Origin of the sequence: Caballeronia zhejiangensis, assembly GCF_022879815.1 — a bacterium.
Lineage (GTDB): Bacteria > Pseudomonadota > Gammaproteobacteria > Burkholderiales > Burkholderiaceae > Caballeronia > Caballeronia zhejiangensis.
The window spans coordinates 2,280,004-2,299,403 of the sequence record NZ_CP084283.1; the positions used below are offsets into that span (position 1 = coordinate 2,280,004).

General features: G+C 61.4%; 19 protein-coding genes. 6 read left to right on the forward strand and 13 right to left on the reverse strand.

Translation table 11 applies throughout. The features are described 5' to 3' along the window. Nucleotides 1-31: 31 nt before the first annotated feature. The 3 genes from pyrR to LDZ23_RS10900 are packed head-to-tail and all read right to left on the reverse strand — an operon-like array spanning nt 32 to nt 1,555. Nucleotides 32-547 (reverse strand): bifunctional pyr operon transcriptional regulator/uracil phosphoribosyltransferase PyrR, encoded by a 516-nt coding sequence (gene pyrR, locus LDZ23_RS10890; protein WP_244807554.1) that lies wholly within the window; start codon nt 545-547, stop codon nt 32-34. Next, nucleotides 534-980 carry a Holliday junction resolvase RuvX gene (ruvX, locus tag LDZ23_RS10895; RefSeq protein ID WP_244807555.1) on the reverse strand — a complete coding sequence of 149 codons (447 nt, stop codon included), beginning with the start codon at nt 978-980 and terminating at the stop codon, nt 534-536. Before ruvX ends, pyrR begins: the two co-directional genes overlap by 14 nt. Continuing rightward, nucleotides 977-1,555 carry a YqgE/AlgH family protein gene (locus LDZ23_RS10900; RefSeq protein ID WP_244807556.1) on the reverse strand — a complete coding sequence of 193 codons (579 nt, stop codon included), beginning with the start codon at nt 1,553-1,555 and terminating at the stop codon, nt 977-979. Before LDZ23_RS10900 ends, ruvX begins: the two co-directional genes overlap by 4 nt. Nucleotides 1,556-1,585: 30 nt before the next feature. Between LDZ23_RS10900 and LDZ23_RS10905 the strand changes: the two genes are divergently transcribed. Then, nucleotides 1,586-3,082 carry a cryptochrome/photolyase family protein gene (locus LDZ23_RS10905; protein ID WP_244807557.1) on the forward strand — a complete coding sequence of 499 codons (1,497 nt, stop codon included), beginning with the start codon at nt 1,586-1,588 and terminating at the stop codon, nt 3,080-3,082. Here the strand turns inward: LDZ23_RS10905 and LDZ23_RS10910 are convergent. Both LDZ23_RS10910 and LDZ23_RS10915 read right to left on the reverse strand, forming a co-directional pair. Further along, nucleotides 3,079-4,473 carry a hypothetical protein gene (locus LDZ23_RS10910; RefSeq protein ID WP_244807558.1) on the reverse strand — a complete coding sequence of 465 codons (1,395 nt, stop codon included), beginning with the start codon at nt 4,471-4,473 and terminating at the stop codon, nt 3,079-3,081. The genes LDZ23_RS10905 and LDZ23_RS10910 overlap by 4 nt on opposite strands. A 352-nt stretch (nt 4,474-4,825) precedes the next feature. Further along, nucleotides 4,826-4,996: a rubredoxin gene (locus LDZ23_RS10915; protein WP_008342674.1), complete on the reverse strand. Its 171-nt coding sequence runs from the start codon at nt 4,994-4,996 to the stop codon at nt 4,826-4,828. A 309-nt stretch (nt 4,997-5,305) separates the two neighbouring features. Between LDZ23_RS10915 and thiD the strand changes: the two genes are divergently transcribed. The 3 genes from thiD to LDZ23_RS10930 are packed head-to-tail and all read left to right on the forward strand — an operon-like array spanning nt 5,306 to nt 7,409. Beyond that, the gene (thiD, locus tag LDZ23_RS10920; RefSeq protein ID WP_244807559.1) at nt 5,306-6,181 is read left to right on the forward strand and encodes a bifunctional hydroxymethylpyrimidine kinase/phosphomethylpyrimidine kinase; all 876 of its coding nucleotides are present in this window, start codon (nt 5,306-5,308) and stop codon (nt 6,179-6,181) included. A gap of 31 nt (nt 6,182-6,212) precedes the next feature. Next, a complete protein-coding gene (locus tag LDZ23_RS10925) occupies nt 6,213-6,992 on the forward strand; it encodes a DUF72 domain-containing protein (protein ID WP_244807560.1) in 780 nt (259 codons plus the stop codon). 24 nt (nt 6,993-7,016) lie between these two features. Next, nucleotides 7,017-7,409, forward strand: a complete 393-nt coding sequence (locus LDZ23_RS10930) for a hypothetical protein (RefSeq protein WP_244807561.1) — start codon at nt 7,017-7,019, stop codon at nt 7,407-7,409. 98 nt (nt 7,410-7,507) lie between these two features. Here the strand turns inward: LDZ23_RS10930 and groL are convergent, their stop codons facing one another. The 3 genes from groL to LDZ23_RS10945 form a co-directional block, all read right to left on the reverse strand. Further along, nucleotides 7,508-9,148, reverse strand: a complete 1,641-nt coding sequence (gene groL / locus LDZ23_RS10935) for a chaperonin GroEL (RefSeq protein ID WP_008342681.1) — start codon at nt 9,146-9,148, stop codon at nt 7,508-7,510. A gap of 95 nt (nt 9,149-9,243) precedes the next feature. Beyond that, the gene (locus LDZ23_RS10940) at nt 9,244-9,534 is read right to left on the reverse strand and encodes a co-chaperone GroES (RefSeq protein WP_006999126.1); all 291 of its coding nucleotides are present in this window, start codon (nt 9,532-9,534) and stop codon (nt 9,244-9,246) included. A 776-nt stretch (nt 9,535-10,310) separates the two neighbouring features. Next, complete coding sequence (locus LDZ23_RS10945; RefSeq protein WP_244808135.1) at nt 10,311-11,180, reverse strand: LysR family transcriptional regulator; 870 nt, start codon at nt 11,178-11,180, stop codon at nt 10,311-10,313. A gap of 111 nt (nt 11,181-11,291) precedes the next feature. Here LDZ23_RS10945 and LDZ23_RS10950 point away from each other — a divergent pair, with 111 nt between their 5' ends. Beyond that, on the forward strand, nt 11,292-12,278 hold the full coding sequence (locus tag LDZ23_RS10950) for a zinc-dependent alcohol dehydrogenase family protein (protein ID WP_244807562.1): 987 nt from the start codon (nt 11,292-11,294) through the stop codon (nt 12,276-12,278). 392 nt (nt 12,279-12,670) lie between these two features. Here LDZ23_RS10950 and LDZ23_RS10955 read toward each other — a convergent pair whose 3' ends face one another. Both LDZ23_RS10955 and LDZ23_RS10960 read right to left on the reverse strand, forming a co-directional pair. Next, a complete protein-coding gene (locus LDZ23_RS10955; RefSeq protein ID WP_244807563.1) occupies nt 12,671-12,997 on the reverse strand; it encodes a hypothetical protein in 327 nt (108 codons plus the stop codon). 151 nt (nt 12,998-13,148) lie between these two features. Beyond that, nucleotides 13,149-13,982, reverse strand: coding sequence for a PAS domain-containing protein (locus LDZ23_RS10960; RefSeq protein WP_342346271.1), 834 nt, complete (start codon nt 13,980-13,982; stop codon nt 13,149-13,151). On the opposite strand from LDZ23_RS10960, the gene LDZ23_RS10965 reads away from it, so the two are divergent. Beyond that, complete coding sequence (locus LDZ23_RS10965; protein WP_244808143.1) at nt 13,915-14,199, forward strand: hypothetical protein; 285 nt, start codon at nt 13,915-13,917, stop codon at nt 14,197-14,199. The genes LDZ23_RS10960 and LDZ23_RS10965 overlap by 68 nt on opposite strands. Before the next feature lie 472 nt (nt 14,200-14,671). Here LDZ23_RS10965 and LDZ23_RS10970 read toward each other — a convergent pair whose 3' ends face one another. The 3 genes from LDZ23_RS10970 to LDZ23_RS10980 form a co-directional block, all read right to left on the reverse strand. Further along, complete coding sequence (locus tag LDZ23_RS10970) at nt 14,672-14,908, reverse strand: hypothetical protein (RefSeq protein ID WP_244807564.1); 237 nt, start codon at nt 14,906-14,908, stop codon at nt 14,672-14,674. Nucleotides 14,909-17,570: 2,662 nt separating this feature from the next. Further along, nucleotides 17,571-17,906, reverse strand: a complete 336-nt coding sequence (locus LDZ23_RS10975) for a hypothetical protein (RefSeq protein ID WP_244807565.1) — start codon at nt 17,904-17,906, stop codon at nt 17,571-17,573. Between the two features lie 586 nt (nt 17,907-18,492). Continuing rightward, nucleotides 18,493-18,888, reverse strand: coding sequence for a hypothetical protein (locus tag LDZ23_RS10980; protein ID WP_244807566.1), 396 nt, complete (start codon nt 18,886-18,888; stop codon nt 18,493-18,495). Between the last annotated feature and the right edge of the window lie 512 nt (nt 18,889-19,400).

A 19,400-nucleotide genomic window follows, 5' to 3' on the forward strand; every position in this document is an offset into this window, starting at 1 on the left:
TGTACTTTGAAAAGACGTCGAAGCGCTCGCTTCAGCTGGCGCGCGCTTCCGTCCTGAAGTCGAATGCGCCGTCTTCGCGACGCGCGAGCACGAGATTCTGATTCGCGGGCACATCGAGCGTCGCGCCGGTGAAACGCGCGCCGATCGGCATTTCGCGCCCGCCGCGATCGGCGAGCACCGCGAGATCGATCGATGCCGGACGGCCATAGTCGTACAGCTCGTTGATCGCCGCGCGCACGGTGCGCCCCGTGGACAGCACGTCGTCGACCAGGATGATGCGGCGGCCGTTCACCTCGAAGGGGAGCGAGGTCGGGCTCGCCTGGCTGTGCAGGCCTTTCTTCGCGTAGTCGTCGCGATGCAGCGCCACGTTCACCACGCCGAAGCGCGGCGCGTTCAGATCCTTCGCGAGCCGCTCGGCAAGCCACACGCCGCCGCTGAAAATGCCCGCGAGAACGGCGCCGTCGGGCGCGGCGAGCGATTGTCCGTAGGCAGCGCGAATCTGGTCGACGAGCGCGCGATACAGCGCCTCGGCGTCAATGGAACTCATGATCGTCGGCAAGTCCGTCGAGATATTGTTGAAGGATGACGCGCGCGGCTTCGGCGTCGATTTCGTCGAAGCGGCCGCGCGCATTGGCGCGCACGCCGCGCTCACGCAAATCGGCTTTGGCGTCGACGGACGAGTAGCGCTCGTCCACCCATTGCACCGGCACGTTGAAACGTCCGTTCACCTGATTGCCGAAGCGCTTCGCAAGCGCGCTCATTTCGTGCGGCGTGCCGTCGGGATGCATCGGCATGCCGACGACGATGGCGTCGGGCTTCCACTCGTCGAGCAGCTTGCCCACTTCGACGAAGCGATATTCGCGATTGCGGTTTTCCAGCGTGACGAGCGCGCGCGCGTGGCGGGTGAGCGTATTGCCGACGGCGACACCAATGCGTTTCTCGCCGTAATCGAATGCCAGCAGCGTGGCTTCGCGGCTCATGCGTGCCCTGCTTCGCCGGACAACATCGAGCGCGACACGCCGAGCAGCGAGAGCGCCGCTTCGAGGCGGTCTTCGGCTGGTACGTCGAAGATGATGCGCGGATCGGCTTCGACGGTCAGCCAGCCGTTCTTCGAGATTTCCTCTTCGAGCTGGCCCGCGCCCCAGCCGGCGTGACCGAGCGTAAGCAGGAAGCGATCGGGGCCCTTGCCGCTCGCGACTGCTTCGAGCACGTCCTTCGACGTGGTCATGGCGAGTCCGCCGGGCACGCTCATCGACGAGCTATAGGGTTCGCCCTCGCCCGCTTCGTGCAGCACGAAGCCACGCTCCGTCTGCACGGGACCGCCGAAATAAACGGGCAAATGGACGAGCGGCTCGATTTCGAGCTTGAGATCGATGCGATTGAAGAGCGATTGAAGGTCGATGTCGGTCGGCCGGTTGATGACGAGACCGAGCGCGCCCTTCTCCGTGTGATCGCAAAGGTAGACCACCGTTCCTGAAAACGTCGGATCGGCCATGTTGGGCATGGCGATCAGGAACTGATTCGTCAAATTGATGCGATCGGAAGTCTTGGACATAATTCAGAATTTTAACAAAGGCGCTGCGAGATGGCCGAGTTTGATGTGGGTCTGGTCTGGTTTCGGCGGGATCTGCGCGCGGCAGACAATGCTGCACTCTATCACGCGCTTACAAGGTGCCGTCGGGTACTGTGCGCCTTCGTTTTCGATCGCGATATTCTCGCGCCGCTCGACAAAAAAGACCGGCGCGTGCCGTTCATTCACGCGAGCGTCGTCGAGCTGGATCGCACGTTGCGCGAGGCCGGCGGCGCGTTGATCGTGCGGCACGGGCACCCCATGAACGATATTTCTTCGCTCGCACGCGAATGCGGCGCGAACGCCGTGTTCGTCAATCGTGATTACGAGCCGGCGGCGAAGGCGCGCGACGAAGCCGTCGCGCAGAAGCTCGCGAGTCATGACATCGCGTTCTTTTCGTTCAAGGATCAGGCCGTCTTCGATCACGACGATGTGATGACAGGCGCTGCAAAGCCCTACACCGTCTTCACGCCGTACAAGCGCAAGTGGCTCGCGACACTCACGCCCGATGCGCTTGCGCCCTACGCATCCGAAGATCACCTGGACACGCTCGCGAAGCCGCCGTCGAACGTAAAGCATGCGATTCCATCGCTCGATGCGCTCGGCTTCGGCGATGCACCCGCCCCCGCGTTTCCCGCAGGCGCGCGCGGCGCCTACGAGCTCTTCGACGATTTCCGCGACCGCATGACCGACTACGGTCGCACGCGCGATTTCCCCGCGCTGAAGGGCCCGAGTTATCTCGGCGTTCATTTGCGGCACGGCACGATGTCGATCCGCGCGCTCGCCCGCAGCGCCCACGATGCGCAGCGTCACGGCGACAAGGGCGCGGAAACGTGGCTAGGCGAGCTGATCTGGCGCGAGTTCTATTTCTCCGTGCTGCACCATTTTCCGCACGTCGGCGTCGCTGGCGATCATCGCGCGTTCAAGCCGGAGTACGACCGCATCGGCTGGGAAACGGGCGATGCCGCCGACGCGAATTTCGCCGCGTGGTGCTCGGGTCAGACGGGCTATCCGCTCGTCGATGCGGCGATGCGGCAGATCAACGCGTCGGGATACATGCACAACCGTCTGCGCATGGTTGTGGCGAGTTTTTTGACGAAGGACCTGGGCATCGACTGGCGACGCGGCGAGGCGTACTTCGAAGCCCATCTGAACGACTTCGAGCTCTCGAACAACAACGGCGGATGGCAGTGGGCCGCGTCGAGCGGCTGCGATGCGCAACCGTACTTTCGCATCTTCAATCCGGTCACGCAGTCACGGAAATTCGATTCGGCGGGCAAGTTCATCCGTCATTACGTGCCAGAGATCGCGGCTCTTTCCGATCGCGATATTCACGCGCCGTGGCTTGCGAAACCGGATGCGCTGAAAGCGGCGAAAATCTCCCTCGGCGCGGATTTTCCGCAGCCGATCGTCGATCACGAAGCCGCCAGAAAACGCACGCTCATGCGTTATGACGTCGTGCGCGCGCCGGGCCCGAAGCAGCTTCCGCCCGACGACGACGGCGAAGACTAGCGCGCAAACGGCGCAGGTTTTTCGATCATCGACGTCAGCGCAACGATCGATCCGCGCCCTTCTGAAGGCGCAATGCCGGCCGCCGCCTGATGCAGCATCGAACGCAGCATTTGCGCGGCGCGCTCGGGCACGGTCGCGTCGATGCCGCGTGTCGCGCCTTCGGCGCCATCGGCGTGCGTTTCGCCGTGATGCGCGACGCGCCGCCACGCGAGGCCGAGCGTATCCGCCAAGAGCGCGACATGCCCGAGGCCCAGCGCGCAAGCCGCCGCGCCCAGCCGATGCGACGCGTCGGCCGCCGACAGCGCCGCCGCTTCGTCGACCATGCCGGTTTCGTTCGCCTGCGTGCCGCGCTCGACGAGCGCGTCGATCGACGTTTCCGCGCTCTGCAGGAAATCCTCGTAAGCACTCGCGTTCACGCGCAGCACGCCGAGATCGCGCGTCGCGGCGTCGCGCGAGGCTTCCTCGCCCGCCTGCGCAGCGCTCTCTTCCCACGCCGCTTCCGATTCGGGCGTCGCGGCGACGTGCCACGCGACCGTCAGCCCGTAATCGCGCAAAACATCGACGTGGTCGGCATCTTCCGGCCGCGCGCCGTACAGCGCGAAATCGCGCCACAGCAGCGCGAGCGTCGCGCGCACGAGCGAGCGCGGCGCGTACGACAGCGCGTGCGCCTGATCCGCCAGCACGAGGTTGAAGCGCGCGTAGAGACGCTTGACGTCGGCGATGTAGTCCAGCTCGCCGCCGGTGCGCTGCGCGCGCTCGCGCAGCGCCACGACCGCCGACGACGCGAGCCGCCAGAAATCGTAGGGATCCGGGCCGCGCAGTTCGTCGAGGCAGGCGTCGAGGCGCGCGAAGGTGTCGGCGGAGCCTTCGGCCGGTCCGCGCAAGAGTTTCAGCAACGTTTCCTCATAGCGCGCCCGCGTATGCGCGAGCCGCTCGGGCGCGATGCCGCGCAGCGTCGCCGGCGCGATCGCGCGGCCCGCGAGGGCGAGGTCATCGTAGGAAACCGGCGCGATGCGCGTATGCGATGCAAGCAACGCATGCAGGCCGCGATAGTGATCGAAGAGCGCCGTCGAGCACGAGAGTTCGCGCAGATTGCGCCGCTCGACCGCGCCGCGAAAAACCGCGATCGCATCGGCGATGCGTGCGTGGCTACCTTCCGATTCCTCGCCGAGCGGCGCGACGAGCGTCAGCGCCTCGGCGAAGCGCTGCGCGGGAAGCCACCCCGCCGAATGCAGCGCGGCGATCGCGCGCTTGAGCGCCGCCCCGGTTTCGCCCTGACGCTGGAACGCGTGCAGCGCGTCGGTCAGCGCCTTTTCTGCGAGTCGCACCGATCCGCCGCGCGGATTGGGCAAGGCTTCGTACGGAACGGGCAGATCGGGACGAGATGTCATAACAAGCGCTCACAAGCCGGTTCGCGGGCGCGGCGATGGAAGGCCGCCGTCACCCGCCGTTTAAATGCGTCATCGACAGGCGGGAGACGGCGTCGCCGCGCCTGCTTCAAGCGTATGCCTTAACGGGCCAGTGCGGGAACCGAACCTGCAAAGGCTTTTCGCATCTTTGTTCGCCAACGTCGGTCGACGCCGGAATCGCCGCAACGAACTCATCTGACGCTGCAAAATCCGAAAAATCGGACGGGCCGCCCGACGGCGGCCCATGCGTGGCACGCGCCGTCAGCGACGTACGCGGTCCGCAAAAAACGCGCGCCGCATGACGCGAGTCATGCGGCGCGGCAGAACGACAAGATCAGATCTGGACCATCTCGAAATCTTCCTTGCGGGCTCCGCATTCGGGACAGGTCCAGTTGATCGGAACGTCCTCCCAGCGCGTGCCCGGCGCGATGCCCTCGTCAGGCAATCCCGCCTCCTCGTCGTAGATCCAGCCGCAGATCAGGCACATCCAGCTTCTGTATTCCATACTTATGCCGAGTCGATTGGTCGTTTAAAAATAGGACATGATGGTACCGTGTTGCCGTGCCGATGCCTAGCAAGCCGCCCGCCTGCGGTGCGCGCATCGTGACATCGGTCGAAACGGCCGTCACGCCGGGTCCGGTGAAGAAGGCTAGCGCACCGGAAAAAAGTGCGCAAAGGAACATTCCTGGCGGCGTTAGGCCGCATAATCAGACATGACCGAGCGGGCATTCGCTCACGCGCCGAGGCGCGCACGAGTTCGCTTAGAGCCGATCGTCCATCCAAGCAATCCAATACCATAATGTCCGTTTTTGCCATGACCGGCGATTCCCCACCGATCGTACTCACCTTCGGCCTTTCCGATCCCACGGGCGGCTCCGGCCTGCAGGCCGACTTGCTGACGCTCGCCAGCATGGGCTGTCACGGCGCGACCGTGCTGACGGGCTACGCGGTGCGCGATTCCGCGACCTGCGATGAAGTGACGGGCCTCGATCCGGACACCGTCGCGACCCAGGCGCGCATGTTGCTAGAGGACATGCCGATCGCCGCCTTCAAGATCGGCGCGGCGACGCGCGCGGAGCTCGTGTCCGCCATCGCCGAAGTCGTCTCCGATTACGACGACGTGCCGCTGATCCTCGCGCCCGATTTCACGCTCGACGACGAACACGTCCTGTCCGCCGATGAACTGCGCGAATCGCTCGCCGATCTGCTCGTGCCGCAGACCACCATGCTGATTGCCGATCACGCCACGCTACTGCAACTCGCGCAGCCCGACAGCGACGCGGAATCGCCGACGCTCGATTCCGCGATTTCCCACATTCTGGCGCAGGGCTGCGAGTACGTGCTCGCGATGGAAACCGGCACGCATCGTCACGTCAACACGCTCTACAGCGAAGAAGGGCTCGTGCGACAGGATACGTGGGAGCGCAGCGTGCAACGCGTCATGGGCCTGACCGATACGCTCGGCTCGGCGGTCGCCGCCCTGCTCGCCAACGGTCAGGAACCTGCCGAGGCCGCGCGTGAGGCGCAAGAGTACGTATTTCAGGCCGCGCGCGCCGCGTTCCGGCCCGGCATGGGTGCGTATTTGCCGGATCGCTTTTTCTGGGCGCGCTCGAACGATGCAGACGAAGAAGGCGACGCATCCGCGTTGCCCGACGATCCAACGGGATTGCCCGGAGAAGCCCGACACTGACACACAACAAGAAGGGAGGCGACGCGAACGCATGCCATACCGACTACCCCATCTGCACAAGCCCGGCCCGCAAGGCGCGATCCGCATCGGCTGCGCGGGCTGGGGCCTGTCGAGCGGTGTCTCCGCGAGCTTTCCGCATGAAGGCACTCATCTCGAACGCTACTCGCACGTTCTGACGTGCGTCGAGATCAACTCCAGTTTCTACAAGCCGCATCGCGAGCAGACCTACGCGAACTGGGCGCACAGCGTGCCCGAGTCATTCCGGTTCTCGGTCAAGCTGCCGAAGGCGATCACGCACGACGCGCGTCTCGTCGATATCGAATCGCTGCTCGACGACTTTCTCCGTGCGGCCGGCCAACTCGGCGACAAGCTCGGATGCTGGCTCGTGCAATTGCCGCCGAGCCTGCCGTTCGATCACGACATCGCCGACGCGTTTTTCAAGGCGCTGCGCGAGCGCACGACGTTGCCGGTCGCGTGCGAGGCGCGCGAACATAGCTGGTTCACGACGCACGCGGCGGCGTTGCTGAAGTCGCATCACATTGCGTACGTCGACGCCGACCCGATTCCCGACGAGTGCGAGATCAAGCATCGCGCGGATGCATCGCTCGTGTACGTGCGGCTGCACGGCTCGCCCGAGTTATACAGGTCTTCGTACGACTACACCTATCTCGACGAACTCGCGCGCACGCTGCACAACCGCGCGAAGAAGACGGCCGAAGTCTGGTGCATCTTCGACAACACCGCCGAGGGCCACGCGCAGCCCAACGCGCTGCATCTGATGGAGCGGCTGCGGATTCATCACAAGGTCTGAAGTTCTTTCTGGAGGCTTCCTCAGATGCTCAAGCTGCTTGCGGCCACGCTCGCCGCGTCTTGCATTTTCACGGCCACGCCGGCACACGCTCAGAACGCCACGCCCGCCGGCGATGGCACGTTCCTGCTGACCATCTTCCTCAAGCACGACGAATCGAAGACGCTGCCCCAGATCAATCAGCAGTTGCAGGAGCAAGGCTACTTCAAGCAGTTTCCGCCGCCGGGCGTCGAAGTGGTGTCGTGGTATGTGATGATGGGAATCGGTCAGGTCGTCACGTTGCGCGTACCCGCCGACCGGTTGCGCGAAGTCAACCGCGCGATCGAAAGCACCGCATGGGGCGGATATCGGACGGAGTTCTATCCGACGTACGACTACAAGGCCGCCGCGCAGAAGTTGCGCGAGGAAATGAACAAATAGTCCGGACGAAAAAAAACCCGCATCGCTGCGGGTTTCTTCTTTCGGCATGACGCGAGCCTCTTTCGAAGCCCGCGCCGATGTAATCGGCTTTCGCCAGATTACATGTCCATGCCCATGCCGCCCATGCCGCCGGGCATGCCGCCAGGCATCGGAGCATCTTCCTTCGGCAGTTCGGCGACAGCTGCGTCGGTCGTCAGCAGGAGGCCCGCCACCGATGCCGCGTTTTGCAGCGCCGTGCGCGTCACCTTCGTCGGGTCGACGACACCGGCTTCCACCAGGTCACCGTACTCGCCGGTTGCCGCGTTATAGCCGTAGTTGCCCGTACCTTGAGCAACTGCTGCCACCACGACCGAAGCTTCTTCGCCGCCGTTCGTGACGATCTGGCGCAGCGGCTCTTCCATTGCGCGCAGGACGATCTTGATACCAGCGTCCTGGTCTGCGTTCGCGCCCTTCAGGCCGTCGATCGCCTTGCGAGCGCGGATCAGCGCAACGCCGCCGCCTGCCACGATGCCTTCTTCCACAGCTGCGCGCGTTGCGTGCAGTGCGTCTTCGACACGTGCCTTCTTTTCCTTCATTTCGACTTCGGTCGCAGCGCCGACCTTGATCACCGCAACGCCGCCGGCCAGCTTGGCCACGCGCTCTTGCAGCTTTTCACGGTCGTAGTCCGACGTCGCTTCTTCGATCTGCTTGCGCACTTGCTTCACGCGAGCTTCGATGTTCACGGCTTCGCCAGCGCCGTCGATGATCGTCGTGTTTTCCTTGCCGACTTCGATGCGCTTCGCCTGGCCCAGCTCAGCCAGCGTTGCCTTCTCGAGCGTCAGGCCGGTTTCTTCCGCGACGACTTGACCGCCGGTCAGGATCGCGATGTCTTCCAGCATGGCCTTGCGGCGGTCGCCGAAGCCCGGCGCCTTGACAGCAACCGTCTTCAGGATGCCGCGGATGTTGTTGACGACCAGCGTAGCCAGCGCTTCGCCTTCGACGTCTTCAGCGATGATCAGCAGCGGACGGCCAGCCTTCGCGACTTGCTCCAGAACCGGCAGCAGATCGCGGATGTTCGAAACCTTCTTGTCGTGCAGCAGCACGAACGGGTTTTCGAGGACGGCGACTTGCTTGTCCGGGTTGTTGATGAAGTACGGCGACAGGTAGCCGCGGTCGAATTGCATACCTTCGACGACGTCCAGCTCGTCTTGCAGCGACTTGCCGTCTTCGACGGTGATGACGCCTTCCTTGCCGACCTTGTCCATCGCTTCAGCGATGCGCTCGCCGATCGACGTGTCGCTGTTCGCCGAGATCGAGCCGACTTGCGCGATTTCCTTGTTCGTCGTGCAGGGCTTGCTGATCTTGCGCAGTTCTTCGATTGCTGCAGCCACGGCCTTGTCGATGCCGCGCTTCAGGTCCATCGGGTTCATGCCCGATGCGACGTACTTCATGCCTTCGCGAACGATGGATTGCGCGAGCACGGTAGCGGTCGTGGTGCCGTCACCTGCGTTGTCGCTGGTCTTGGAAGCAACTTCCTTGACCATTTGCGCGCCCATGTTCTGGAGCTTGTCCTTCAGTTCGATTTCCTTCGCAACCGACACACCGTCCTTCGTGACCGTCGGGCCGCCGAAAGAGCGCTCGAGCACGACGTTGCGGCCCTTCGGACCCAGCGTGACTTTGACCGCGTTGGCCAGGATGTTCACGCCTTCGACCATCTTGGCGCGTGCGGAATCGCCAAAAGTGACTTCTTTAGCTGCCATATCCAAACTCCTTAATTCGATTCGGTTTGCTGGCTTCGCTGCGGCGCTCGGAGGAGCGGCTCAGGCAGACGAAGCCAAACGTGCAGGAAGGATGCTTACTTGACCAGAACGGCCATGATGTCTTCTTCGCGCATGACGAGCAGTTCTTGCCCGTCGACCTTGACGGTCTGGCCAGCGTACTTGCCGAACAGAACACGGTCGCCGACCTTCACGTCGAGGGCGATTTGCGCGCCCTTGTCATCGCGCTTGCCCGGGCCGATGGCCAGGACTTCGCCTTGATCCGGCTTCTCAGCGGCTGCTTCAGGGATCACGATGCCCGATGCGGTCTTGGTTTCCTGGTCCAGACGTTTGACGATGACGCGATCGTGCAAAGGACGAAGGTTCATACACACTCCTCTCTTGATTGAGACTGAAAACGCGGGAAAAACCCGTCCTTTGAGAAGGATCTCGCCGGACGGCAATCTTGTTAGCACTCTCGTGCAGTGAGTGCCAATTATATGGAGCGACTTTGACAATTTCAAGGACGCGAAGGCCGGGAAAACGCTTAAGCAGCTGTCGAAGTTCACGGAACATTGAACTACGTTCATCGAACGTTAAACCGGTAGACCGCGAGCACGCGTATCTTACGGCGAAAGATCTTCCGTTAAATCAGCGGCTTAGGATGGTCGAACACGACGCCCAGCCCGGGCAGTCGCCGTGTGCGGACTTGCTGAAGACCAAGAATCAGACGACTCGCCCACGCGAGGACCTCTTCCTCCGAGCTAGTGTTTACCCTCTCTCGAGCCGTCTCATCGATCGAGGTTCGCCGTAAAAGATATGAAGTGATCCCAACGCGGTCGGCATCATTGGAGAATTGGGAGGTCACGGCAGCAGCGGCAGTAGGATGTGCTGATTCGATTGATCGAACGTCGCTACACGACCCTCTGCTGACGGTCATACTCTTCAAAGTTCAAGGGCCGGTATCAGGGTTGTCCGGTCGTTGAAGTGGGCTCCCGCGGACGGAAGATCGGTCATACTCTCATCGCGGGACCCTGCACGAAGAAGGCGCTAAAGCCAACGTTTGCAGACGGACTGACAGAAGCGCGCGTCGCGCCCGCAGCGGCCGTTCGGCGCAATGGCCCTTGACTGCAGCCGGTTCCATGTCCGCAGAAGAGCATCGCACTCAGACGTTTCCTAGCGAATCGATCGTTGCATCCAAAAGTGCGCGCAGTCGTGCGACGCGACGTAAATCGCGATGAAAGCCAAGCCAGACATCGCGGCCTGGCGCCGCTTCGCCCAAATCGACTCGTCGGATGCCCGGCGTCGCATCACCGAGCGGACAAGGCAGCACTGCGAAGCCAGAACCTTCGGCGCACATGCGCGCCTGTACTCCACGATTATTGCTGCCGAAGACGATCCGGGCCCGGGGCAACATGCGCGTGACCCACTCAACGTCGGGCAGGGAGCCGAACTCGCTGTCCATACTGATCAGCTTATAGCCGTCACCTTCACCGCGCGCCGGCGGAACGAGATCGACGTGCCCATACAACGCGTAGTCGATGCGCATCAGTTTGCGCTGGATCACATCGGGTTCGTCAAACGGCGTAATGCGAAACAGCAAATCCGCATCACGGCGCGCGAGGTTGTACAGGCGCGAATCTGTGACGAGTTCCAGCGAGACGGCCGGGTGCTTCGCGAGAAAGCGCGCGAACACTGGCGTGAGTATGTGCACGCCAAACCAGTCCGAAGAGGAAACGCGGAGCAGACCTGTCAACTGAGCCTCCTTCCCGGTGAGCGCACGCGTGAGACCAAGCGCTTCCTCCTCCATTCGCTCGGCATAGGCGAGCACCGTGGCGCCCTCATCCGTCAGCACGAAGCCATCGCTCGTGCGCTGGAACAGCGCATGTCCGAGCGCATCTTCAAGTGCACGCAACCGGCGCCCCATCGTCGGCTGGGTCTGGCCGACGCGCTTCGCTGCTGCCCCCAGCGTGCCGCAGCGGGCAATGGCTAGAAAGATCCGCACATCGCTCCAATCCAGGCGGGGTCCATTCAAATTTGCATGGCGCATATACGGAAACGTGGTTTTACATGCGTTTAAGCATAGACCAATATAAAGCCATTGGCTCGTCGGCTCGACGAGCAAGAAACCCGATAGGAACCCACCATGACCATGCAAGCGCTTGTTCTTAACCGCTACAACGGCCCGCTCGAGTTAACCGACATCGCGATGCCCGAACCGTCAGAGGGCCAGGTACGTGTGCGCATTGCCGCAAGCGGCCTCAATCCGCTCGACACCAAGATCCGCGCCGGTAGCGCAGCACATGCGAAGCATCCCCTCCCGCTGGTGCTCGGCATCGATATGGCTGGCGTGGTCGATGCCGTTGGGCCGGGGGTAACCGCTTTCCATGTCGGCGACGAGGTGTATGGCATGACGGGTGGCGTCGGCGGTCTTCAGGGCTCGCTGGCGCAGTATGCGGCGGTCGACGCGGACTTGCTAGCGATCAAGCCGGCCAACCTGTCGATGCGTGAATCCGCAGCGCTGCCCCTTGCATTCATCACGTCCTATTCCGGCATTGTCGACCGAGCTCATCTGAAAGCGGGCCAAACTGTGCTTGTGCAAGGCGGAGCGGGCGGTGTCGGGCACGTCTCCGTGCAACTGGCGCGCGCGCTTGGCGCCCAGGTCTTCGCAACAGCGAGTTCCCGTGACCACGATCTCGTTGCGAGTCTTGGCGCTACGCCCATCGACTACCGGTCGCAATCGGTTCAGCAGTATGTCGCTTCGTTGACGCAGAACGCAGGCTTCGACGTTGTTGTCGACACCGTCGGCGGCCCTTCGCTCGACGCGTCGTTCGCCGCGGTCAAGCATTTTGGCCATGTCGTCAGCGCCTTGGGCTGGGGCACGCATGCGCTGGCTCCCCTATCGTTTCGAGAAGCGACGTACTCGGGAGTCTTTACCCTCTATCCGCTCCTGACCGGCACGCATCGCGCGCATCATGGAGCGATGCTGCGCGAGGCCACACAGATGATCGAAGCCGGCAAGCTCACGCCGAATCTCGATCCCCGCCGGTTCGATCTGCAATCCGCGGAACTCGCCTACGATGCCATCACGAACGCCACCGCACGCGGAAAAATCGTGGTGGACGTCGCATGAGATTGAACATGCCAGCTTCGCACGCTCAACTCATGACTGCCCCGTTGGGGCCGGTGCACGCGGCGTTCAATCGCTAGTCAGAGGCAAGAGGTCGCTATCTGAACGAACCGGACATTCGAGCGTCCGCGCACAGCAAGTGCGGAGGACCTGGAACTGGCCGCGTGCCGCCCGATGCGATCGGCCTTAGCCGACCCTTAGCGACAGCCGCCGCCCTGCGACGGCAGGGGCGGATCACTGGAGAACACCGGCCACTCGCCGAGCTGCAGCCGAGGCTTCTGGCCGCGCTTGGCCTCCCCTTGTTCCACGGCACCCGATGAGCGCCGGGAAGATCGAGCGTTTCCCCGACAATCTCCTCGTCGACGAATGGAGATGACTGTGCGCGTGCGGACCGGTCAACATTCGACCGGTCCAATGCCGACGCCGCGTAGTAACGGATCCCGCCGCCACTCGGGGATGAGGCGTGTATAGACGCTCAGCGTTCGGAAATAAGTGTCGACCACCGAACGTTTGAGGCGTTCAAACGCCCGGCGATGCTGCCCCATGGTCAATAAGGAGCTAACGACGATGAGGTCGTGCTCCAATCGATCGTCCATCTCTAGCTCTTGTGCCGCACGGAGCAAACCGACAAGCGAGCTAATCGACGCGCGGTCGAAGACCAGCATGTTCCCTGCGGCAGTGTCGAAGCGCTGGATGGCAATTAAAACGTCATTGTTGCTCACTTACGCCCCCTGCCAGCGCACATTGGAATGGATTACATCCAGTCTATTCCTGTTATCCGTGGGGCGGACGTACATCTTCAAGGTGCTGACGATTGGCGACGCCGCTCAAGGCCCTCAGGGCGCTAAGGAACGGCTGCCTGTGCGCCGATGATCACGCCTCGCTACGACGAAGCGAGTTGCCGCTCCCGCCGCGGGCAGATTCCGCTCGTGCACGCGTCGTGGCGTCCCATATCCGCTCAGCCGGATCCTGCAAGAGAATCGCACTTTCCTCGGACCTTAGTCTTGCGGACGTGTCGCAGAGGCATAACGTAGCGAGGGCGTCGCCGTCTCGCCTGAGCGACACGCCGAGAACCGACCGGATTGCGCCCCCGGTTCGAAGCTCAGCCCATTCAAGTTGGTCATCTGCCGACGTTCGAGTGTCTGCGATGTTAAGATCGGCCACTCCGAGCCGATTCACAAGCACACTGGCCAACAAGGCTCCTCCGAAAGGCACTGCCAAAGCGGAACCGATTTCCCGGCGATTTTCGACCACGCACTGCGCAATCTCGTTCGAGCCAGCCTCCTGATAGAAGACCAATGCGCAATCGAAGAACAGTCGGAGCCGCTTGACGCTTTCCTGTTGAAGTTCCTTCTTACCAGTGAGCGTGCGCAATAGGTCGCTCATCTCCAGCAGAAAGCCTCTCTGCTTTTCGATCTCACGGCGCAGGTGCTCGGCAAGTTTGTGCGCCGAAATATCGGTGAAGTTGATTGCTGCACCACAAGCCCCCGCATCTTTCGAAGCGTGCGGCCATACTTTTCGCAAGAGCCACCTTCCGTCCATATGGCGAACTTCTGCTTCGCGCGGATCGCCGGTCTTGATGACAGCGGCAATATCGGCGTAAAACGCATTGTCGGCGAATGCCGGCACGAGGTCCGTGATGCGCCGCCCAGTGTCCGATGCCCTCAACGGAAGCAGCTCGCTGACTGCCGGCGTGAACCAGCGCAATGCGCAGCCCTTCCGCGTTGATGTACATGACTTTCCAGTGGCGGTCCATCAGCATGAAGCCTTCGGCGATGGTGTCAAAGATATAGCGGCTGCGGTCGCGTTCGGCACGCTCGGCCTGAGCTCGCGCGGCTTCGACGGCCGACCATGTACGCTCGGCCATGTCACGCGCAAAGCGGATATCGAGCTCGCTCCAGTGGTAACGGTCGGCACGGTGTAGACCGAGGCACGCGATCAACCGTCCAGGTTTAACGAGGGGCACCGCGCCGCTCGGGCTTGGCGCGTGTGCCCGGCATCCACTGCGGCGCGATCAGCGGCTCCTGCGCGTCGGACGCATTAAACGCGCGCCGGTTTTGCCAATGCGCGCACAGCGCGGGGCAGCGTGCGCTGCTTGCGACGCTTGCCGATTACGGTGAGCGTCCAGACCGACAACGTGCCGCGGCCCGAGCCTGCCGAGCCTGCCGAGTCTGCTGAGTTGGATGACGTTGGCTGCGACGATGCTCGGAGGCGAGGGGCTGGAGCAACGGCCGTCGGCAAAGACGGCGGGCTGACGTGCCCCCGGCTTGTCGCTACGGCCATTTCCAGCGTCCTACGGACGATTGAGTGTCCATACGCGGCGCGGCGTGAACGGCGCTTCCTGGCCCGAACACAGCCGGACGCTATCCGCATTCGCGAATACCGACGTCCTTGGATCACTCGGTTGGGCCAAGCAACACGTCGATCGCGGCTTGTCCGGCGATCTCGGCAACCAGGTAGGCCCATCGCTCGGTGAACGGGCCGTTGCGCAGCGGTATGCGGCTTCCCCGCGCGCCGAGGACTTCGAGGTTAGTGCCGCCTTTGATCTGAAAAGTCACGTCAAACACATCTTCAGCAGCCGGAATCAATTCGACGCAAATTTCGAAACCGCGATACGCGATCACTCGGTGCATGAAAGATTGACCTCGAACATGACTTTCGTGGATGGGCATAGCCTCAGAAAGATGCCTGGCGCCATCGCAACTTCGGTGCGGAATGGGAAAACGAAGCGCCAAGATCAGCTTTTTTACGGTTTAGCAGGAAATCGCCACTTGCTTACGGTTGAATCGATATGTGAAAAACTGATACTCCTCCGCTCTGCTCTCCTAGCGTCCTCAGTTTTGAGAATGAGAAGCTTCGCCCGACGATCCCGGCTGTAAGCAGTCTCATTTTCCGCGAGGGCAATTGCATTCTTGATATCTAATCGCATAACTACCTCTGAAAGACCGTCCTCAGTGTGAGGACGGTCTGCTCACTGTAGACCCTTTCCGCTGAGCGAACTCCTTTTATTTCGTTGTTTGGCCGCGAGTCCAATCGGTTCCCACAACCGTTGGGCGTATCAGTTGTGATCCGGCCGTGGTGGAGGTTGTCCTGCGGCCCGCGTTGGGGCGCAAGCAGATGAGAACAGCTTTCCCGTTTATCCTGAATGGCTTGCACCAAGGCGGCGCCCAGCACCCTCGTTGGGGACCGCGTTTGAGCTTGGTGATGGCAGTGACGGTAGCCTATGCTTTGGTGAGTCTCTGTCGATCGCAAAAAAGGGCCGCGGAATGTGTGCGCGACGAGCGTCGCGTCAGGGGCTGCGAAGGTTCGTGTGTCCGCACGAATGTGCGGTGCCGTCAGCTGGCGATGGTATAAATGCTTACGCCGCCAAAAATTGAGCCACTGGAAGCGCGGACGATATTCGTGGAATGAGTCAACGGTTTAGCTCGCCTGCACGCCGGCCAAATGTATGGCTGACCACGGATGGCGCGTCGCTCGCGTTCGGCGGCAGGAAGCGTAATCCAAACGAGGATAGACGCTGACGGCCGAACGGTGGCATTAAGGCGCAACAAAGTACGCGTTTCGCACACGATCCAAAATCGTCTATCTACGGTAGAGTGGCTGAATTGGTTTAGATCCTAGATATTTGTCGCTTTTGCCACCCTTGGCCTGTTGCAACAGTCTTATTTGATATTGGCAGTTATGCTGAGGGCAGCGCGTCGGTGTCATGGCCGAAACGAATTGTTTTTACGGCTGCCCCGGACTATCTATCTTTTCAGGCCGAATACAGCTATAACTAGCGCATCTGTTGGTAATTCGCAACGATTAGCGGACAAGGACTAGTGTGGCCCTTTCCACCGTCCTTCTACGGCCGAGTGTCTTATTAAGTTAAGGACGCGCGTCTAACTTAACCGGGATTTGAAATGAAGCAAACTATTGAGACTTTCCTGAATGCTATAAGTGAGGACCTAGCAGCCGTGATAGACGATATGGCGTCTAAGGGTAAGGACGTTAAAGATATCGCCGACTCGCTCGCAATCCCGAAAGAGCAACACGAGGGGCTGTCTCTGTTCGTATCAGACCGATACGAGTACTGGATGCTGTTTCAACGTTGTACGAATCTGCATCACAAGCTAGCGAAAGTTTCACCCAATATAACGAAACCGGTAATCGACGCTATAGCCGATTCACTAGATGCAGGTAGAAAGCCAGAGTATATCGAACACGAGCTATATGAGGCCATACGAGTATTGGACCAGATAGTACGTATTCATGGTGAGCTAATCCCTACCTTCCATTAGTCCAATGAGCGGTAGCGATTTGCGCGCACGCTGAACTACGCAAATGAAAAGGCAACCCGACGCGGGGAAAGTTTTTTGTAGACCTGGCCCGTAACACACAGAGCACAGATACCTAGTGGAGCATGGTGTTTGCCAAAACTTGTTACCCGCAATAGTTCCGAAAATTTCGCCCTTACGGGCTCTACCTATTAGCAACTACATCGCTTGCTTTCCTCGCCACAGCGCGTACCGTGGAATGCGTGCGCCGGCTCATGAGTCAGGCTGACGTACGGTCCTTTATTGAAGTTTTCAGCCCACCCTCGGTGGGCCTCTTTGTTTGTGACGATGCAGTTCGACAGACACGACTAATACACCTCCACGCGGTCCGGGTACACGCCCGTTTCCCGCGCAGCCTCCTCCACTTGATCGGGGCTGTCGTATCCGTCGAAAGAGCCAATGTCCGCCTCGCCGACAAGCAGACAGCCCGCCCACCGTCCAGAAGGTGCGCGGTAGATGCGGAGCGTAATAGGCTCGTGTTTTTCGTGTTCCAATTTAGGGTCCCAACTGGCCACGCGATGATTACAGGATAGCGCGATATCCGCCTCGGCAGTTGACTAAGATGGGCCGGGTTAATTCGACCCCAGTGACTAGTGTTGGCAGCGGCGTGAATTCGTCTAAAACGGACAGTCCGAAACTCACCGTGGCGAAGGCCGTCACGCGGTCGCGGGATCGGTGCAGTCCTGGTCTTTCAAGCGGTAACTTTTGCCGTTGATGGGAACGTCCCGGACATCAGTCCGCGCCAACGATGCCGATAACTGAGCGTCGGTTTCGGCTTGGAATCGACGCCTGAACGTCTGAACGACAATATGCGCGACCCTTCATGGCCGCCTGCCGCCGACGAGGTCGGCCCATCCCGAGCCTCCTCCTCAGCTCGGCATCGTCACGCCCGGGTCCCCTCCCGACGTGAAACGGTCACCGAATCGGCGGAGATTTCGGGGTCGGCCGTAGGCCCGCCATACAGGCTGCAAAAGGGCTATCAGTGCGCGGTCAGTTGCCATCGCAAAACGGGATACGTCGCGCCCGCCGGCATCGCCCAGACGCCCGCAGGCTCGAAGCTCCACGACACGAAGCTCGCCTGATTGCTCATCTGCGCAGTGGCTAGTCCATTCGTCGCAGGCGGCGCCGTGCCGCCGTAATCGTATCTGACCGCGTTCAGATGATTTGTCGTTTCCCTATTCCAGTAGACGTTGCTTTCGATCGTGCCTGAATTGATCGTCGCGATCGCGCCGTAGGTATCGAGCGACGCTTGCTGCCCCGCTTTTCCCACAGTAAAAGACTCGTCGATGACGCCCGCGGCAGTGTTGGAAAGCACGAGTGCGCCGTCGCCAACCAGGGCATTTACAGGGCCCGTGGCATAAGACTGACGGATCACGCCACCGTTGCCAGCGACAAGTCCACCGCCTGAGACATGTGAGCCCACGGCGTCGACCGGGCCGGTCGCGAAGGACTGCACGATGAAGCCAGCGTTTGAGCTAACGAGACCGCCATATCCGCCCGCAGTTCCGCTCACCGATGCGCCGCTCCACAAGCGCTCGATCGTGCCTTTGTTCCATCCGACCAGGCCGCCTCCCGAAACCCCTGCGAAGGCCACGCCCGAGCCTATCTCACCGGTGGACCAGGTATATGCGACCCGGCCATCGTTACGACCGGCGAGCGCACCGTATATGGCGAAATTGCCGTTGGGCCACGCGAGCGTTCGCCACCCCGAGATTGCGCACGACGCCCGTGACTCCGATAACGCCGAACAGCCCAGCATACACCGGGCTTACCGGGGGTCCCGGGTAGTCCGGCACAAAGATGTTTAGATTGCTAACGACATGACCGAAGCCGTCGAACTGACCCGCGAACCATGTCGTGTCACTCGGGGAGATCGGGCTGACTGGCATGCTCTGTGCCGCCTAAAGGTCGATGTCCTTCCCAAGCGCATAGTTGCCTTCCAAATCCTGTGAAATCTTCACGAGGTCCGCCGCCCTGTTCACCAGCTTGTATGCCGTGACCTGAGTGACCAGTGCGCTAAAAGGAGCCGCGGTCCAGCATCGATTGATGAGTAAAGTTCCTGCCGAATAGGTCCCGCTCATGTCATAGAGCAGGCTCACGATGCCGGTGCTTCCGGACCAGTCGATCGTGCCGCGATTGTCGATTCCACCGCCGTTGTTGAGGCCAACTGCATCGGCGCGAACGGTGAGATTGCCGCCGCCGTTGTTTCGGATGGCTGCGCCAGGGGCGATCGTCACGTCGTGTGGGGAATTCAGTGCGAGCGATGCGCCGCCGTGCCACTGCACCGTGCCGCTCACCGTGATAGCTGTCGTTAGGATACATTTTGATTAACTCGACACCTCGTGTGGAGTTAAGCAAAGAATATCGCGTCCCTAAGCCAATAGATGTCGCCTTTCGGGGCAGAAGCGCTGACGAACTGCGCGGCTTTCTAGCGTTGTAACTTTCTAGCGTTGTAAAGCATTAGCTGTCGTTGCCGCTGGACATAGTTCAAAACACGGCGGTCTGTCCCCGAACGCCGCGAGGTAAGCAACTGCTCCATAAGCTGGTCAGATGTGGACTTTCACGCTGAGAGAATCACCACGCGGCTCGCAGAGCCGGGCGCGCTTGTCGCGGACGCGCACCGAGGCAGCTATCAAGGTTATTAGCCCGTCCGACGGACGGGCATGCAGCTCACTGTTTTATCTTGCCGGTCGTCTTGCCATTTGCGTCCCCACCTGAAGCGGTATCTGGAGACATTCCCTTTTCTCGTTGCTGCATGAGTGTCGGGCTGCCTGAGGTGCTCGCCCCGGTAGACGGGCTGCCGGCCGTT

Coding starts and splice junctions, on each gene's coding strand:
- pyrR (WP_244807554.1), bottom strand. CDS start 547: ATGAGTTCCATTGACGCCGAGGCGCTGTATCGCGCGCTCGTCGACCAG.
- ruvX (WP_244807555.1), bottom strand. CDS start 980: ATGAGCCGCGAAGCCACGCTGCTGGCATTCGATTACGGCGAGAAACGC.
- LDZ23_RS10900 (WP_244807556.1), bottom strand. CDS start 1,555: ATGTCCAAGACTTCCGATCGCATCAATTTGACGAATCAGTTCCTGATC.
- LDZ23_RS10905 (WP_244807557.1), top strand. CDS start 1,586: ATGGCCGAGTTTGATGTGGGTCTGGTCTGGTTTCGGCGGGATCTGCGC.
- LDZ23_RS10910 (WP_244807558.1), bottom strand. CDS start 4,473: ATGACATCTCGTCCCGATCTGCCCGTTCCGTACGAAGCCTTGCCCAAT.
- LDZ23_RS10915 (WP_008342674.1), bottom strand. CDS start 4,996: ATGGAATACAGAAGCTGGATGTGCCTGATCTGCGGCTGGATCTACGAC.
- thiD (WP_244807559.1), top strand. CDS start 5,306: ATGACCGGCGATTCCCCACCGATCGTACTCACCTTCGGCCTTTCCGAT.
- LDZ23_RS10925 (WP_244807560.1), top strand. CDS start 6,213: ATGCCATACCGACTACCCCATCTGCACAAGCCCGGCCCGCAAGGCGCG.
- LDZ23_RS10930 (WP_244807561.1), top strand. CDS start 7,017: ATGCTCAAGCTGCTTGCGGCCACGCTCGCCGCGTCTTGCATTTTCACG.
- groL (WP_008342681.1), bottom strand. CDS start 9,148: ATGGCAGCTAAAGAAGTCACTTTTGGCGATTCCGCACGCGCCAAGATG.
- LDZ23_RS10940 (WP_006999126.1), bottom strand. CDS start 9,534: ATGAACCTTCGTCCTTTGCACGATCGCGTCATCGTCAAACGTCTGGAC.
- LDZ23_RS10950 (WP_244807562.1), top strand. CDS start 11,292: ATGACCATGCAAGCGCTTGTTCTTAACCGCTACAACGGCCCGCTCGAG.
- LDZ23_RS10965 (WP_244808143.1), top strand. CDS start 13,915: ATGCGCCGCCCAGTGTCCGATGCCCTCAACGGAAGCAGCTCGCTGACT.
- LDZ23_RS10970 (WP_244807564.1), bottom strand. CDS start 14,908: ATGCACCGAGTGATCGCGTATCGCGGTTTCGAAATTTGCGTCGAATTG.